Annotated in this window: 17 protein-coding genes; 6 read left to right on the top strand and 11 right to left on the bottom strand. The window is 48.6% G+C overall.

What is annotated here, in order from left to right; translation table 11 throughout:
* Window positions 1-3: 3 nt before the first annotated feature.
* From FEM44_RS10910 to rfaQ, 4 genes are read right to left on the bottom strand one after another with little or no spacing between them, the layout of a single operon-like run.
* On the bottom strand, window positions 4-984 hold the full coding sequence (locus FEM44_RS10910; RefSeq protein ID WP_138158986.1) for a glycosyltransferase family 8 protein: 981 nt from the start codon (window positions 982-984) through the stop codon (window positions 4-6).
* A 31-nt stretch (window positions 985-1,015) separates the two neighbouring features.
* Window positions 1,016-1,813 (bottom strand): lipopolysaccharide core heptose(I) kinase RfaP, encoded by a 798-nt coding sequence (gene rfaP, locus FEM44_RS10905; protein WP_135523829.1) that lies wholly within the window; start codon window positions 1,811-1,813, stop codon window positions 1,016-1,018.
* Window positions 1,806-2,930 (bottom strand): lipopolysaccharide glucosyltransferase I, encoded by a 1,125-nt coding sequence (gene rfaG, locus FEM44_RS10900; protein WP_130215164.1) that lies wholly within the window; start codon window positions 2,928-2,930, stop codon window positions 1,806-1,808. Before rfaG ends, rfaP begins: the two co-directional genes overlap by 8 nt.
* Entirely contained in the window at window positions 2,927-3,997 is a 1,071-nt protein-coding gene (rfaQ, locus tag FEM44_RS10895) for a lipopolysaccharide core heptosyltransferase RfaQ (RefSeq protein ID WP_135523828.1), read from the bottom strand. The genes rfaG and rfaQ overlap by 4 nt, the downstream gene beginning before the upstream one ends.
* A 404-nt stretch (window positions 3,998-4,401) precedes the next feature.
* Between rfaQ and waaA the strand changes: the two genes are divergently transcribed.
* A complete protein-coding gene (waaA, locus tag FEM44_RS10890; RefSeq protein WP_130215160.1) occupies window positions 4,402-5,679 on the top strand; it encodes a lipid IV(A) 3-deoxy-D-manno-octulosonic acid transferase in 1,278 nt (425 codons plus the stop codon).
* Window positions 5,680-5,686: 7 nt separating this feature from the next.
* Window positions 5,687-6,166, top strand: a complete 480-nt coding sequence (coaD, locus tag FEM44_RS10885; protein WP_135523827.1) for a pantetheine-phosphate adenylyltransferase — start codon at window positions 5,687-5,689, stop codon at window positions 6,164-6,166.
* Window positions 6,167-6,204: 38 nt separating this feature from the next.
* Here the strand turns inward: coaD and mutM are convergent, their stop codons facing one another.
* From mutM to radC, 4 genes are all read right to left on the bottom strand, one after another.
* Window positions 6,205-7,014, bottom strand: coding sequence for a bifunctional DNA-formamidopyrimidine glycosylase/DNA-(apurinic or apyrimidinic site) lyase (gene mutM / locus FEM44_RS10880; protein ID WP_135523826.1), 810 nt, complete (start codon window positions 7,012-7,014; stop codon window positions 6,205-6,207).
* Window positions 7,015-7,111: 97 nt separating this feature from the next.
* Window positions 7,112-7,279 (bottom strand): 50S ribosomal protein L33, encoded by a 168-nt coding sequence (gene rpmG / locus FEM44_RS10875; RefSeq protein ID WP_001051798.1) that lies wholly within the window; start codon window positions 7,277-7,279, stop codon window positions 7,112-7,114.
* A 20-nt stretch (window positions 7,280-7,299) separates the two neighbouring features.
* Window positions 7,300-7,536 (bottom strand): 50S ribosomal protein L28, encoded by a 237-nt coding sequence (gene rpmB / locus FEM44_RS10870; RefSeq protein ID WP_000091955.1) that lies wholly within the window; start codon window positions 7,534-7,536, stop codon window positions 7,300-7,302.
* Window positions 7,537-7,752: 216 nt separating this feature from the next.
* Entirely contained in the window at window positions 7,753-8,421 is a 669-nt protein-coding gene (gene radC / locus FEM44_RS10865) for a RadC family protein (protein WP_130215158.1), read from the bottom strand.
* 171 nt (window positions 8,422-8,592) lie between these two features.
* Between radC and coaBC the strand changes: the two genes are divergently transcribed.
* The 3 genes from coaBC to slmA all read left to right on the top strand — a co-directional run bounded on the left by coaBC (window position 8,593) and on the right by slmA (window position 10,952).
* Window positions 8,593-9,813 carry a bifunctional phosphopantothenoylcysteine decarboxylase/phosphopantothenate--cysteine ligase CoaBC gene (coaBC, locus tag FEM44_RS10860; protein ID WP_135523825.1) on the top strand — a complete coding sequence of 407 codons (1,221 nt, stop codon included), beginning with the start codon at window positions 8,593-8,595 and terminating at the stop codon, window positions 9,811-9,813.
* Entirely contained in the window at window positions 9,791-10,249 is a 459-nt protein-coding gene (dut, locus tag FEM44_RS10855) for a dUTP diphosphatase (RefSeq protein WP_000976070.1), read from the top strand. The genes coaBC and dut overlap by 23 nt, the downstream gene beginning before the upstream one ends.
* Before the next feature lie 106 nt (window positions 10,250-10,355).
* Entirely contained in the window at window positions 10,356-10,952 is a 597-nt protein-coding gene (gene slmA / locus FEM44_RS10850) for a nucleoid occlusion factor SlmA (protein WP_130206731.1), read from the top strand.
* A gap of 45 nt (window positions 10,953-10,997) precedes the next feature.
* Here slmA and FEM44_RS10845 read toward each other — a convergent pair whose 3' ends face one another.
* The 3 genes from FEM44_RS10845 to rph all read right to left on the bottom strand — a co-directional run bounded on the left by FEM44_RS10845 (window position 10,998) and on the right by rph (window position 13,678).
* A complete protein-coding gene (locus FEM44_RS10845; RefSeq protein ID WP_135523824.1) occupies window positions 10,998-11,957 on the bottom strand; it encodes a reverse transcriptase family protein in 960 nt (319 codons plus the stop codon).
* Between the two features lie 297 nt (window positions 11,958-12,254).
* Entirely contained in the window at window positions 12,255-12,896 is a 642-nt protein-coding gene (gene pyrE, locus FEM44_RS10840; protein WP_000806187.1) for an orotate phosphoribosyltransferase, read from the bottom strand.
* A gap of 65 nt (window positions 12,897-12,961) precedes the next feature.
* On the bottom strand, window positions 12,962-13,678 hold the full coding sequence (rph, locus tag FEM44_RS10835; RefSeq protein ID WP_001247086.1) for a ribonuclease PH: 717 nt from the start codon (window positions 13,676-13,678) through the stop codon (window positions 12,962-12,964).
* Window positions 13,679-13,804: 126 nt separating this feature from the next.
* Here rph and FEM44_RS10830 point away from each other — a divergent pair, with 126 nt between their 5' ends.
* Window positions 13,805-14,668 (top strand): YicC/YloC family endoribonuclease, encoded by an 864-nt coding sequence (locus FEM44_RS10830; protein WP_000621326.1) that lies wholly within the window; start codon window positions 13,805-13,807, stop codon window positions 14,666-14,668.
* Window positions 14,669-14,786: the final 118 nt, after the last annotated feature.

The raw sequence follows: 14,786 nt of genomic DNA, 5'->3' as shown, positions 1-14,786 counted from the left end.
CATCTAAATTTTCACACCGAATAATTTAGCGCGAAGATAATGGTAATAATAAGAAATGGCTTTGCTATATTTTCCTTCGGCCCAATATACTTTAGCTTTTAATCTAATATCACTTGATGATGGTGCTAACATCCTTTTATGATATTTCCACGGTGAATTATAAAAATAATGTTCAAAGTTTTTGGCTCTAAATATTTTATACCATGGTTTATTTTGAGTGACATAATGCATTATGATTGTGTTGGGTAAGTTTTTTTGTTCTTCGTCACATATTACTGATAATGTTGTCTTATTATTATATTTTTTATTGATGTAATATAAGCGTCCATTGAGCAAAATATTTAATACATCTTGGTCTGCGTACCTATATACCTTCCCATTATTGATCATCTCCAGCGCCTTTTGTGTTATATTTTCTTTTTTCCACGCACTGATATTAATAAGCATAACTCCGGCATTAAAATAATTTATAAAATCAATACCATAGTCTAATTTTTTCACACGCTCTTGCATATCTGGCGAGTCAGAGATGACACATGCTATATAATCTTTTAAATCGTAATCAACAAGATCATATAAAGAACCATTACATATAATATCACAATCAAGATAAAGTATATTTGTTATTTTATCATCAACAACTTCTGGAATTAAAAAACGCAAGCATGTTGATAAAGGAATTCCCAGAATCAGAGTGTCCGGATTAATATCAAATTTATCTGTCACATGATATATTGATATTGACGTATTTGGTCCCTCTAACTCTGAAAATACTGAGCATTCGCTTTCGCTTATTCCTGAAACAAGAAGGTGAAAATGAAGATTAATATTGCTATTATTTGAAATAATTGAATATAATGCAACGCCCGCCGGCATTATGAAACCACGGTCAAAGCATAATGCTATATGCAAATGTTTAACATTCGATATTTCGTGTCGAAATAAATCTTGTTTCTTAGCAACGAAGCTTCTAAGATTTAACAATTTTCAAACCCTTATTATAAGCAATGAATATTTAAAGCTTTTTTCTTATTGTTCTTTCTTTTATTTTTTGCGCCTTAATTTCTGCTTTTTTAATTAAGTTACCTTCCTGTAATAAAACTTCGCGTAAAGGCATCCCAAAATAAACCTTCATAAATCGCCAGATATCTCTCTGCGTCAGCCCAATATTCATTGATGAGAAATACAAACCAATCAAATCTTTATCCCGCCAACGGCGTGGTACTTTTGCGCGTATCTGTGCCCGATGCAGATCGATAACCGAAATTTTTAATTCATCTTCCCGGCCAGTAAATGGCAAATGAAGCAAAAAGTGGCAAATGTAGCAGTCGCGGTGATTTATCCCTGCGGCGTGCATTTTACGCACCATGGTTGCCACTCGTGTAATCAGCATACGCTTTACACGTATATCAGGCGGGTTGACTGCCCAATCAGCACAATAATCTTCAAGGCTAATCGTGGGAGTGAGATCTTCGGTAATAATAAATGATGTGCGAGTTAATGGATTTAACCCTTTTTCACCAAACCCAATGCCCTTCATTGTATCAACGCCAACATCACTCAGGCGATGAATAGCGTGCCACTCTCTGTCTGCGCCTAAAACGGGCATCCGCAATGAGAGCAGGTTTTTTATAATTTCTTTTAAAGTCGTCCCTTTGTGCCATTTAAGAAAATAGCTTTTCCCGGACAGCTCAAAGCGTAATGTGCGACGAGTCTCCAGTTCACGAAAGACCTCGCCGTTCAGTTTTTTGACTTCTGCAAAAGCATCTTTACCACGCCAAAGTGTGGCAAGCGGCTCTTTTAATTCAACCATCTAAACCACCTGTAATGATATCTGCGGCTTTCTCTGGCAGGCTATACAAATCCTGAGTATCGGCATAATGGCGAGCATTCTCCGCCCAGGCCATTCGTAACGGAGACTGAGTTAACGCTTTACGTAAAACTTCATTTAATTGTTCCTGGGAGAAAGGTTCAGCGATGACCGTTCCACAATTGGCATCCGCAATATAATGCGCATACCCACATACCGCAGTTGTTAAAACAGGTAATCCAGCAGTGATCGCTTCAAGAAGAACGATACCCGCGGCTTCCTGATAGGCGGGATGCAGTAATAAATCAGCGGCTGCCATTAATTCTGACACATCATTGCGGCCAGAGAAGAAATGCACATTGCTCCGCACGCCGAGTTTTTCTGCCAACGCTTCAAATTTCCGCGGTTTATCCTGGCCAACAACAAATAAAAGCGTATTGTGACGTAATGATTCCGGTAACGATGCCAAAGCTTCAATTGAGCGATCCACACCTTTACGGCCAAAATCTGATCCAACCTGCAGTAATAAGTTTTGTTGCTCTTTTATGCCATTTTTCTGGCGATAAATTTCACGACTGTTTGGGATTTGCTCGCTGTATTTTCTGTCCGGATAAATACCGGGAGGAAGAATTTGAAAACGTTCAGATTCAGTTTGATAATGCTTTTGGAAATCGGCGATTTGCTTATCGGTCAGCATCATAAGTTTCGTCGATTTACCCTGCTCGAAAGTCGCTCGCTCAAATGCGGCATAATGGCGATATCGTGATGTTAAACGATATAAAAAACCTTTTTCTTGCGCAACTTTCTCGGCGTAACAAACATCAGCGGCAAAATAAACATCCAACCCTGGCATCTTATTAAACCCAACAACGCGATCAGCGGGATGCGCTTTGAGATGATTTTGTACCCAGGCATAATATTCTGCATTGCGTCCATGGTTGGTATGGGACTTAACTGGCACCTGAATAAGCTCAAATGCTTTCGGGCAATCACCTTCCCACGACTGCGTATAGACCCGAACATGGTGGCCCCGTGCAGCAACTGTTGATGCAATACGCATAAAGTCACGTTGAAGCCCACCAAATGGAAAATATTTATATAAACAAAACGCCACGATCATAATTGTGCATTCCTGTCAGCTGAAGGGACATCTTCTGGCAACAGCTTTTCCGTAGCGGCGATCACATCTTCCGCTGGAATAACAGAAAGATATTTTTTGTTGCGGTCAAGTTCATGCCGGGTCGGCATTTTCTGATAATTCCCCGCCCAGAACTGAATAATATTCTCGGTCCATGGGCGCCAGAATACATGATCAGTGGCCCCAAATAGGCTAATAACTGGCGTCTTCACCGCTGCCGCAATATGCCCCGGCGCAGAATCCACGCCAATAAAAAGCACAGCATGATCAATTAACGCACCCAGTTCAGGAAACCGCGTTTTACCAGCAAGGCCAGTGATAGGTTTTGTTTGGCAGCCTTGCGCTATTTCATCTACACAGGCGAGATCATCTGCCGAAGGTCCACAGGTCAGGACAACCTGATACCCTCGCTGTTGCAGCGCATCGATAACCTTAGAAAATTTATCGTTATCCCAGCACTTAAATATCTGACGCGCTGTCGGTTGGATCACAACATAATGATCTTTTACGCCCAGGGCATCTAACTCCTGGCGCATCTTCTTCCAGCAATCTTCGGCGTAACTCATTGTTGTGTCGGTGTAGAAATCGGTAATACCTAATGGCTCAAGGACCGATAAATTACGCTCAACAATATGTGTGCCGTGTATTGGCGCTAAGTGTGTGAAGCTTTTTTTCCAAATGCCATGCTGCCGATGACCATAAAGTTGCGATATTTTCATCCGTGCGGGTAAAAAACGTACCAGCAGCGCCACCATCCACTGATCCGTAAGATTAATGACCAGGTCATAATTATTCGCACGCAGAGTTTTTATCAACGAAAGCACATTTTTAATTTTATCGAATGTTCCCGCACCTTTATTGCTTATCCCGTAGAGCGCATTAATTTCCGGGTTTTCAGACAAAATAGGGATGGTATCCTGATAAAGCAGCATATCGATTTTTGCATCAGGATAATTCTGCTTGAGCGTACTGATGACAGGAGTAGTTAATAACATATCTCCATGATATCGCATCTTTATGACCAGAATTTTTCGAAATGGCTTTTCCACTAGCGACTCTTTTGTGTGATTGTCTGATTAAGTTAAGCAGAAAAAAAGCACGCTACCGCCCCAGGCTCAACAGCTACCTGAATACTGATAACGCACTTACTTGACGTGCTAGTGTATCATTTCTTTCGCAGCAATCCGACCCGAATGATTTTTATACACGAAATATGTTTTAATCATAAAAATCAAATAGATAAAAAAAGCATATCGATAATGTCGGTATGGCCTATGTAGAGTTGAAAATGGGGCCGAGTTTCAATGAATCGCATAAAAATACAAAAAAAATGAAGATGTAGCGGCAGATCAGACCAAACTGAAGCTATTTAAGTCAAAAACGGGAAAAGTAATGGTAAAGCCATCGTTAAATACATAGAATCCCCAGCACATCCATAAGTCAGCTATTTATTATGCTCGAATTGCTTTACACCGCCCTTCTCTACCTTATTCAGCCGCTAATCTGGATACGGCTCTGGGTGCGCGGACGTAAGGCTCCGGCCTATCGAAAACGCTGGGGTGAACGTTACGGTTTTTACCGCCATCCGCTAACACCAGGCGGCATTATGCTGCACTCCGTCTCCGTCGGTGAAACCCTGGCGGCAATCCCGTTGGTGCGCGCGCTGCGTCATCGCTATCCTGATTTACCAATCACAGTCACGACTATGACGCCGACTGGTTCGGAGCGCGTACAATCGGCTTTTGGAAAAGATGTTCAGCACGTCTATCTGCCTTACGATCTGCCCGATGCGCTCAACCGTTTCCTGAATAAAGTCGACCCAAAACTGGTGTTGATTATGGAAACCGAACTATGGCCTAACCTGATTGCGGCGCTACATAAACGTAAAATTCCACTGGTTATCGCTAATGCGCGACTCTCTGCACGCTCTGCCGCAGGTTACGCCAAACTGGGTAAATTTGTTCGTCGCTTGCTCCGCCGTATTACGCTGATTGCTGCGCAAAATGAAGAAGATGCTGCGCGCTTTGTGACGCTAGGTGCAAAAAATAATCAGGTCACCGTCACCGGTAGCCTGAAATTCGATATTTCAGTGACGCCACAGTTGGCCGCTAAAGCAGTAACACTGCGCCGCCAGTGGGCGCCGCATCGTCCGGTATGGATTGCCACCAGTACTCATGATGGCGAAGAGAGCGTAGTGATTGCCGCCCATCAGGCGCTGTTACAACAGTTCCCGAATTTATTGCTCATCCTGGTACCCCGTCATCCGGAACGCTTCCCGGATGCGATTAACCTTGTCCGCCAGGCTGGACTAAGCTATATCACACGCTCTTCCGGAGAGGTCCCTTCCGCCAGTACACAAGTGGTGGTTGGCGATACGATGGGCGAACTGATGTTGCTGTACGGTATTGCCGATCTCGCGTTTGTTGGCGGTTCACTGGTTGAACGCGGTGGGCATAATCCGCTGGAGGCCGCCGCACACGCTATCCCGGTGTTGATGGGGCCGCATACCTTTAACTTTAAAGACATTTGCGCGCGGCTGGAGCAGGCAAGCGGGCTGATTACCGTCACCGATGCCACTACGCTTGCAAAAGAGGTTTCCTCTTTACTCACCGACGCCGATTACCGTAGTTTCTATGGCCGTCATGCCGTTGAAGTGCTGTATCAAAACCAGGGCGCGCTACAGCGTCTGCTTCAACTGCTGGAACCTTACCTGCCACCGAAAACGCATTGAGGTTGTTATGCAAAAACGGGCGATTTATCCGGGTACTTTCGATCCCATTACCAATGGTCATATCGATATCGTGACGCGCGCCACGCAGATGTTCGATCACGTTATTCTGGCGATTGCCGCCAGCCCCAGTAAAAAACCGATGTTTACTCTGGAAGAGCGTGTGGCGCTGGCACAGCAGGCAACCGCGCATCTGGGAAACGTGGAAGTGGTCGGGTTTAGTGATTTGATGGCGAACTTCGCACGTAATCAACGCGCTACGGTGCTGATTCGTGGCCTGCGTGCGGTGGCGGATTTTGAATATGAAATGCAGCTGGCGCATATGAATCGCCACTTAATGCCGGAACTGGAAAGTGTGTTTCTGATGCCTTCAAAAGAGTGGTCGTTTATCTCTTCATCGCTGGTTAAAGAAGTGGCGCGCCATCAGGGCGATGTCACCCATTTCCTGCCGGAGAATGTCCATCAGGCGCTGATGGCGAAGTTAGCGTAGCGTTTATGCCGGATGGTATGCCATCCGGCAAGCATCAATTATTTCTGGCAGTGCTTGCAATAAAACGTTGCCCGCTGCGCATGTTTAGACGCCACAATCGGCGTACCGCACACCCGACACGGCTCGCCTTTTCGCCCGTAAACCTGCAATTCCTGAGCGAAATAGCCAGGTTTACCGTCGCTTTGTAGAAAATCTTTCAGCGTCGTGCCGCCCTGCTCAATTGAACGCAGCAACACCGTTTTAATCACTCGTGCCAACAGTTCACATTCTGCTAGCGAGAGAGACGATGCCAGCCGATCCGGATGGATCCCCGCCGCAAACAGAGATTCGCTGGCGTAGATATTCCCTACGCCTACCACCAGCTTGTTATCCATCAGCCACGGTTTAATCGCCGTTTTTTTCTTCGCGCACTTCTGATGCAGGTACTCACCGTTGAAATCGTCGCTAAGCGGCTCCGGCCCAAGATGTGCCAGCACATTATGGCCTTCCAGCTCTTTGGCCCACAGCCAGGCACCAAAGCGGCGCGGGTCGGTGTAGCGCAGCACTTTACCGTTGCTCATCACCAAATCCACATGGTCATGCTTTTCAGGGGGAAGCTCTTCTGGAAGGATGCGCAGGCTGCCAGACATCCCCAAATGAATGATAATCCAGCCCTCAGGCAGCTCCAGCAGCAGATATTTAGCCCGCCGCTGCACGCTAAGCACTGGTTGATCGCTTAAACGGTAGATTTCTTCCGAAACCGGCCAGCGCAAGCGTCCGTTGCGCACCACCGCATGAAGAATGATTGCACCAACGAGATGCGGTTCTATGCCGCGACGGCTAGTTTCAACTTCGGGTAATTCAGGCATAGCATCTCCAGGAATGAACAGATGCAGTCAATATGGGGGCATGCAGATAACAAAAAACCCCGCCGGAGCGAGGTTTTTCGTTACATCAAAGCGAAAATTATTTGATTTTCGCTTCTTTGTAGATCACGTGCTGGCGAACAACTGGATCGAACTTTTTCAGTTCCAGTTTTTCCGGCTTAGTACGTTTGTTCTTCGTAGTGGTATAGAAGTGACCAGTACCAGCAGAAGAAACCAGCTTGATTTTCTCACGAATACCTTTAGCCATGATTTATTTCCTCTAAGTACTTAGTACTTTTCGCCACGGGCACGCAGTTCAGCCAGAACTGTATCGATGCCTTTTTTATCGATTACACGCATACCTTTAGCAGATACGCGCAGGGTGACAAAACGCTTCTCGCTCTCAACCCAGAAACGGTGAGAGTGCAGGTTCGGCAGGAAACGGCGTTTAGTCGCGTTCAGTGCGTGGGAACGGTTGTTACCGGTCACCGGACGCTTGCCAGTAACTTGGCAGACTCGGGACATGTCTATTCTCCAAAAATCAAATTAGCTCGAGCTTCGTATGGGGTATTGGCGCCTCGTCAGGCTTTACAGCCCGGTCATCGCAGTTCTATGTGAACTCTCGATTGCCAGGCCCAAATGCCAAACCCGAGATTCTCAAAGGTGGCGTAGTATACGCTGACTCGGCGATGTGCTCAAGTCCCGAACAGACAAAGATCCCGAAGGATCGCGCATAGCGGATTAAATCCAGCCGCGTTCGGCAAAAGAAACATATTCTCCACGCCCAATCACGATATGGTCGAGCACGCGTAAATCCATGAACTGACAACTTTTTATTATCCGTTCGGTAATGAGTTTATCCGCTTTACTGGGTTCAGCACAACCAGAAGGGTGATTATGGGCAAGGATCAGCGCCGAGGCGTTTATTTTTATCGCTTCACGAATAATTTCTCGTGGATGGACTTCCACATGATTTAACGTGCCGGAAAAGAGTCGGCTGTGAGTAAGGACCCGGTGTTGGGAATCGAGAAAGATCACCATAAAGATCTCTCGTTCCTCTCCCGTAAGTTGGCTTTGTAAAAACTCCCTCGTCATCTCCGGGCTGAGCAACGGGCTTTCTTCGCGCATCCGCACGTTGTAGTAACGCCGCGCCAGTTCCGCAACTCCCTTCAACTGGGCGAATTTCGCCACACCAATTCCATGAACGCCACTAAATTGTTCATATTCAGAGGATAACAAGCCGTAAAGCGACCCAAAATTCTCCAGCATCTCTTTCGCCAGGGTTAACACATCCTTACCGCGCGTACCCGTACGCAGAAATAACGCCAGCAGTTCAACATCCGTTAACGCGCCAATGCCCAACTTCAGCATTTTTTCGCGTGGCATCAACAATTCTACATTGCTTTTCACCTTCACCTCCTTTGTGGAGAGCGCATCCTGTCATAGACGTTTGGTTAAATCGACGGCCAGTTTTCAATCCTGGAAAGCGCCTCGCAAAGTGATTCTCAGGTGAAAGCACGACAACAAAAGTATTGTGATAAAATCGCCAACTTCTGGTGTCCCCCTACAGGAAAAATCATCATGAGCCTGGCCGGTAAAAAAATCGTTCTCGGCGTCAGCGGCGGTATTGCTGCCTATAAAACCCCTGAGCTGGTGCGTCGTTTGCGCGATCGCGGAGCAGACGTCCGCGTAGCCATGACCGAAGCGGCAAAAGCCTTTATCACCCCACTTAGCTTACAGGCAGTTTCTGGTTATCCCGTTTCCGACAGTCTGCTGGACCCGGCAGCCGAAGCCGCTATGGGCCATATTGAGCTGGGTAAATGGGCTGATTTAGTGATTCTCGCCCCTGCCACGGCAGATTTAATTGCCCGTGTTGCTTCCGGAATGGCGAATGACCTGGTATCGACGATTTGTCTGGCTACACCTGCGCCTGTAGCCGTACTGCCAGCCATGAACCAGCAGATGTATCGTGCTACGGCTACCCAACATAATTTAGAGGTACTTGCCTCACGTGGTTTGCTGATCTGGGGGCCAGATAGCGGCAGTCAGGCCTGTGGTGATATCGGCCCTGGGCGAATGCTCGATCCATTAACCATTGTGGATATGGCGGTAGCGCATTTTTCGCCCGTCAACGACCTGAAACATCTGAACATTATGATTACCGCCGGCCCGACGCGTGAACCGCTCGATCCGGTGCGTTACATCTCCAACCACAGCTCCGGAAAGATGGGCTTTGCTATCGCCGCTGCCGCTGCCCGTCGCGGAGCGAACGTTACGCTGGTTTCCGGACCGGTTTCACTACCGACACCGCCGTTTGTTAAACGTGTTGATGTGATGACCGCACTGGAGATGGAAGCCGCTGTGAAGGCCTCTGTACAGCAGCAAAATATTTTTATCGGTTGCGCCGCCGTGGCTGATTATCGCGCAGCCGCTGTCGCCAGTGAAAAAATCAAAAAGCAGGCGACTCAGGGGGATGAATTAACAATAAAAATGGTCAAAAACCCTGATATCGTCGCTGGAGTTGCCGCACTAAAAGACCAAAGGCCTTATGTTGTTGGATTTGCGGCCGAAACAAATAATGTGGAAGAATACGCCCGGCAAAAACGTATTCGTAAAAACCTTGATCTGATCTGCGCGAACGATGTTTCCCGACCAACTCAAGGATTTAACAGCGACAGCAATGCATTACACCTTTTCTGGCAAGACGGAGATAAAGTCTTACCGCTTGAGCGTAAAGAGCTCCTTGGCCAATTATTACTCGACGAGATCGTGACCCGTTATGATGAAAAAAATCGACGTTAAGATTCTGGACCCGCGCGTTGGGAAGGAATTTCCGCTCCCGACTTATGCCACTTCTGGTTCTGCCGGACTTGACCTGCGCGCCTGTCTCGACGACGCCGTAGAACTGGCGCCGGGCGACACCACCCTGGTACCTACCGGGTTGGCGATTCATATCGCCGACCCTTCACTGGCGGCGATGATGCTGCCGCGCTCCGGATTGGGACATAAACACGGTATCGTGCTTGGTAACCTGGTGGGATTGATCGATTCTGACTATCAGGGGCAGTTGATGATCTCCGTGTGGAACCGTGGTCAGGACAGCTTCACCATTCAACCTGGCGAACGTATCGCGCAGATGATTTTTGTTCCGGTGGTACAGGCCGAATTTAATCTGGTGGAAGATTTCGACGCCACCGATCGCGGTGAAGGCGGCTTTGGTCACTCTGGTCGTCAGTAACACATACGCATCCGAATAACGTCATAACATTGCCGCAAACATTTCGTTTGCGGTCATAGCGTGGGTGCCGCCTGGCAAGTGCTTATTTTCAGGGGTATTTTGTAACATGGCAGAAAAACAAACTGCGAAAAGGAACCGTCGCGAAGAAATACTTCAGTCTCTGGCGCTGATGCTGGAATCCAGCGATGGAAGCCAACGTATCACGACAGCGAAACTGGCCGCCTCTGTCGGCGTTTCCGAAGCGGCTCTGTATCGCCACTTCCCCAGTAAAACCCGCATGTTCGATAGCCTGATTGAGTTTATCGAAGATAGCCTGATTACTCGCATCAATCTGATTCTGAAAGATGAGAAGGACACCACTACGCGCCTGCGTCTGATTGTGTTGTTGCTCCTCGGTTTTGGTGAGCGTAATCCTGGCCTGACCCGCATCCTTACCGGGCATGCGCTGATGTTTGAACAAGACCGCCTGCAAGGGCGCATCAACCAACTGTTCGAGCGTATTGAAGCGCAGTTGCGTCAGGTGTTGCGTGAAAAAAGAATGCGTGAGGGTGAAGGTTACACCACCGATGAAACGCTGCTGGCAAGCCAGTTGCTGGCATTTTGTGAAGGTATGCTGTCACGCTTTGTCCGCAGCGAGTTTAAATACCGCCCGACGGATGATTTTGACGCCCGCTGGCCACTGATTGCTGCGCAGTTGCAGTAATTCTCCCCTAAACGTTCAGGCAGAAACGTCTGCCTGACGCTTTTCTTACCATGCCACCAGCATTCGCTTTACACTTTCCCTCGCCTGTTTAAAGGCCTCATCCTCAGGGTTGATTTGCAATAACCAGTTTATTCTTCCCTGCAAAGCATACAGATACGCCGTTGCCTGTGTGTGGAGATCGCCTGAAGGATCAAGTTCACCACGATGACTAAGATGCGAAATAACGCCATATTTCTGGCACAAATGCACCTCCTGACGCAGCGCCCGGCGCGCTTCACGGGCAAGCTGTGGTTTGTGATTAACAACAATCCCGGTTACCTGCTGGCGCTTACAGGCCGCGACCAGGCAGCTTTTGCGTTGATTGAGGCTCAGGCCCAGTTCCGCTAACAATCCGCACACTTTATTTTTAACCTGACTGGCATTGAAGTGACCTGAAAAGGTCATGTCATCGCAGTAGCGGGTATAGATAATTCCTCGTGTCTGGCACCATGCCCCAATGCACTCATCAAAACGGCGCATCACAAGATTGGAAATGGCAGGCGAAGTTGGCGCCCCCTGCGGTAACGCGTCGTTATAGCAACAAAGCCAGGTCAGTATGGTTACCACATTGCGTGGCACCTGAGCCTGGCTAAACACACGCCAGACCTGTAACCAGCTAATGCTATCGAAAAAGTTTTCGATATCGAGTTTCAGGATCTGCGACTGTTGGCAGTGAGGCTGCGCGTTGCTGACGATTGGGCAACCTGGCCGGTAGGCGGTAGCAAAAGGGGAAAGCGGAAATCGTGAAAGTACGTTCTTAAGAATGTTGCGCTGTACGGTTTTGAGCAAGTAATCAGGGGCTAGCACCATCCGCTGACCACCGTGGCGCTTAGAAAGAATAATGCGTCGGTAATGGCGTCCGACATGATTACTGAGCGCATACAGTCGCTGTATTTCTTTATCGGCACTCCAGCCCGGCGAGCCGAACAAATCGAGCGCCAGAAGGGTTATCCGGGTAGCATCCATTCCACTCTCCACATCACGGCGGCCAAAAGAGGCACCAACAGCGGCAATACCATCAAACCATCCCTAAGGCGCGTAACTGTACTGAGCGCGTCAGCGCGACGTACGCGAAGCGTACTTAAGTACAATGAAGCGGCTTTGGGTATATGGACAAACTACTGGCGTTAAGTCGGCGACTCGCCGACCCTCCCGGCACAAAAGGCCGGAAACGCTATTGCCACTGCTGGCGAAAGCAGATTAACACGATATCTTAAAGCGCATCACGCTGCGCACAGCAAAAACCCTGCGCAGCGCATATTTTTAAACGCCAAACTCTTCGCGGTAGGCCTTAACCGCCGCCAGATGTTCCGCCATTTCTGGCTTCTCTTCCAGGTAGGCTATCAGGTCTTTCAGGGTGATGATAGAGATCACTTTGCAGTTGTAATCACGCTCAACTTCCTGAATCGCCGAAATCTCGCCGCGACCCCGTTCCTGACGATCGAGCGAAATCAGCACGCCAGCAAGCGTCGCGCCATTGGCCTGAATAATTTCCATCGACTCGCGAATCGCCGTCCCGGCGGTGATCACATCATCCACCAGCATCACACGCCCTTGTAACGCGCTACCAACCAGATTGCCGCCTTCACCGTGATCTTTTGCTTCTTTGCGGTTAAAGCAGTACGGCAGGTCCAGGTCATGATGCTCCGCCAGCGCCACGGCGGTTGTGGTGGCAATCGGGATCCCTTTGTAAGCAGGGCCAAACAGCAGATCGAACTCAATGCTGGAATCCACCAATGCTTCAGCGTAAAAACGGCCTAACAGTGCCAGGTCGCGCCCGGTATTAAACAGCCCGGCGTTGAAGAAATAGGGGCTTTTTCGCCCGGATTTCAGCGTAAACTCGCCAAACTTTAACACCTGCTTGCTAAGCGCAAATTCAATAAACTGGCGCTGATATGGTTTCATGCCTTCGCTCCTCATCTTACTTTTCTACAGACAAAAAAAAGGCGACTCATCAGTCGCCTTAAAAATCAGTTTGCCAGCGCCGCCTTCTGCGTCGCTACAATGGATTCGATTCCCCCTCGGGCAAGCGCCAACAAGGTGAGTAGCTCTTCATGGGTGAACGGCTCGCCTTCTGCCGTCCCCTGCACTTCAATGATGCGCCCGTCTTCGGTCATCACTACGTTCATGTCCGTTTCAGCCGCTGAGTCTTCAACGTATTCCAGATCGCAAATCGCTTCACCGTTAACAATACCGACAGAAACCGCGGCTACCATCCCTTTCATTGGATTGGTTTTCAGCTTGCCATTTTCAACCAGTTTATTCAGGGCATCAGCTAGTGCAACACAAGCACCGGTGATAGAAGCAGTGCGGGTGCCGCCATCGGCTTGAAGTACGTCGCAATCCAGCGTAATGGTGAACTCACCGAGGGCTTTCAAATCTACTGCGGCGCGCAATGCACGAGCGATCAGACGCTGGATTTCCATCGTGCGGCCGCCCTGCTTACCTTTCGCCGCTTCGCGGGCATTACGGGTATGAGTAGAACGCGGCAGCATACCGTATTCTGCGGTGATCCAGCCCTGACCCTGACCTTTCAGGAAGCGTGGCACGCCTTCTTCAATAGAGGCGGTACACAACACTTTGGTATCGCCAAATTCGACCAGCACCGAGCCTTCTGCATGTTTTGTATAGTTACGAGTCAGGGTAACGGGACGCACCTGATTATTGCTACGGCCTGCTGGACGCATATTGAAATCTCCGGCTTGAAACAAATGTGGCTGCGCATTATACGGACTTCCGGCGGTTATTCCTATCCTGACAAGGCATCGATGGCTATAATCCTTCCACCTCTCCTTTTATAAACAGGAACGTCTATGATCCGCAGTATGACCGCCTACGCCCGGCGTGAAATCAAGGGTGAATGGGGGAGCGCAACCTGGGAAATGCGCTCGGTAAACCAGCGTTATCTGGAAACTTACTTTCGTCTGCCGGAGCAGTTCCGTAGCCTTGAACCTGTCGTTCGCGAGCGTATTCGCTCTCGTCTGACGCGCGGTAAAGTGGAATGTACCCTGCGCTATGAACCAGATGTTAGCGCACAAGGTGAGCTGATTCTCAACGAAAAACTGGCTAAACAGCTGGTAACTGCCGCGAACTGGGTGAAAATGCAGAGCGACGAAGGGGAAATCAACCCGGTTGATATTCTGCGCTGGCCAGGCGTGATGGCAGCCCAGGAGCAGGATCTCGACGCCATTGCAGCTGAAATTCTCGCGGCTCTCGATGGTACGTTGGATGACTTTATCATCGCGCGTGAAACCGAAGGTCAGGCGCTGAAAGCATTGATCGAGCAGCGTCTGGAAGGCGTCACCGCCGAAGTGGTCAAAGTGCGCGCCCATATGCCGGAAATCCTACAATGGCAGCGTGAGCGTCTGGTAGCGAAGCTGGAAGATGCCCAGGTACAGCTGGAAAATAACCGTCTGGAGCAGGAGTTGGTTCTGCTGGCACAACGAATTGACGTTGCCGAAGAGCTGGACCGCCTCGAAGCGCATGTTAAAGAGACGTACAACATTCTGAAGAAAAAAGAAGCGGTTGGCCGTCGTCTGGACTTTATGATGCAGGAGTTCAACCGCGAGTCGAACACTCTTGCGTCGAAATCTATCAATGCCGAAGTGACAAACTCCGCCATCGAGCTGAAAGTGTTGATCGAGCAAATGCGCGAGCAGATTCAGAACATCGAGTAAGCGACATATCTCCGTAGGCCGTTGTTAATTACAGCGGCGCTACGCATACAGTTTCGTCCTCATATTTATTTACTCCATACTTTTTCTAATGCATTTTACTTATCACAAAATCAGAAAA

This window comes from Escherichia sp. E4742 (genome assembly GCF_005843885.1).
Taxonomy (GTDB): Bacteria; Pseudomonadota; Gammaproteobacteria; order Enterobacterales; family Enterobacteriaceae; genus Escherichia.
Note: the sequence above shows the minus strand (reverse complement) of the source record. Positions and strands in the feature narration are given on the sequence as shown.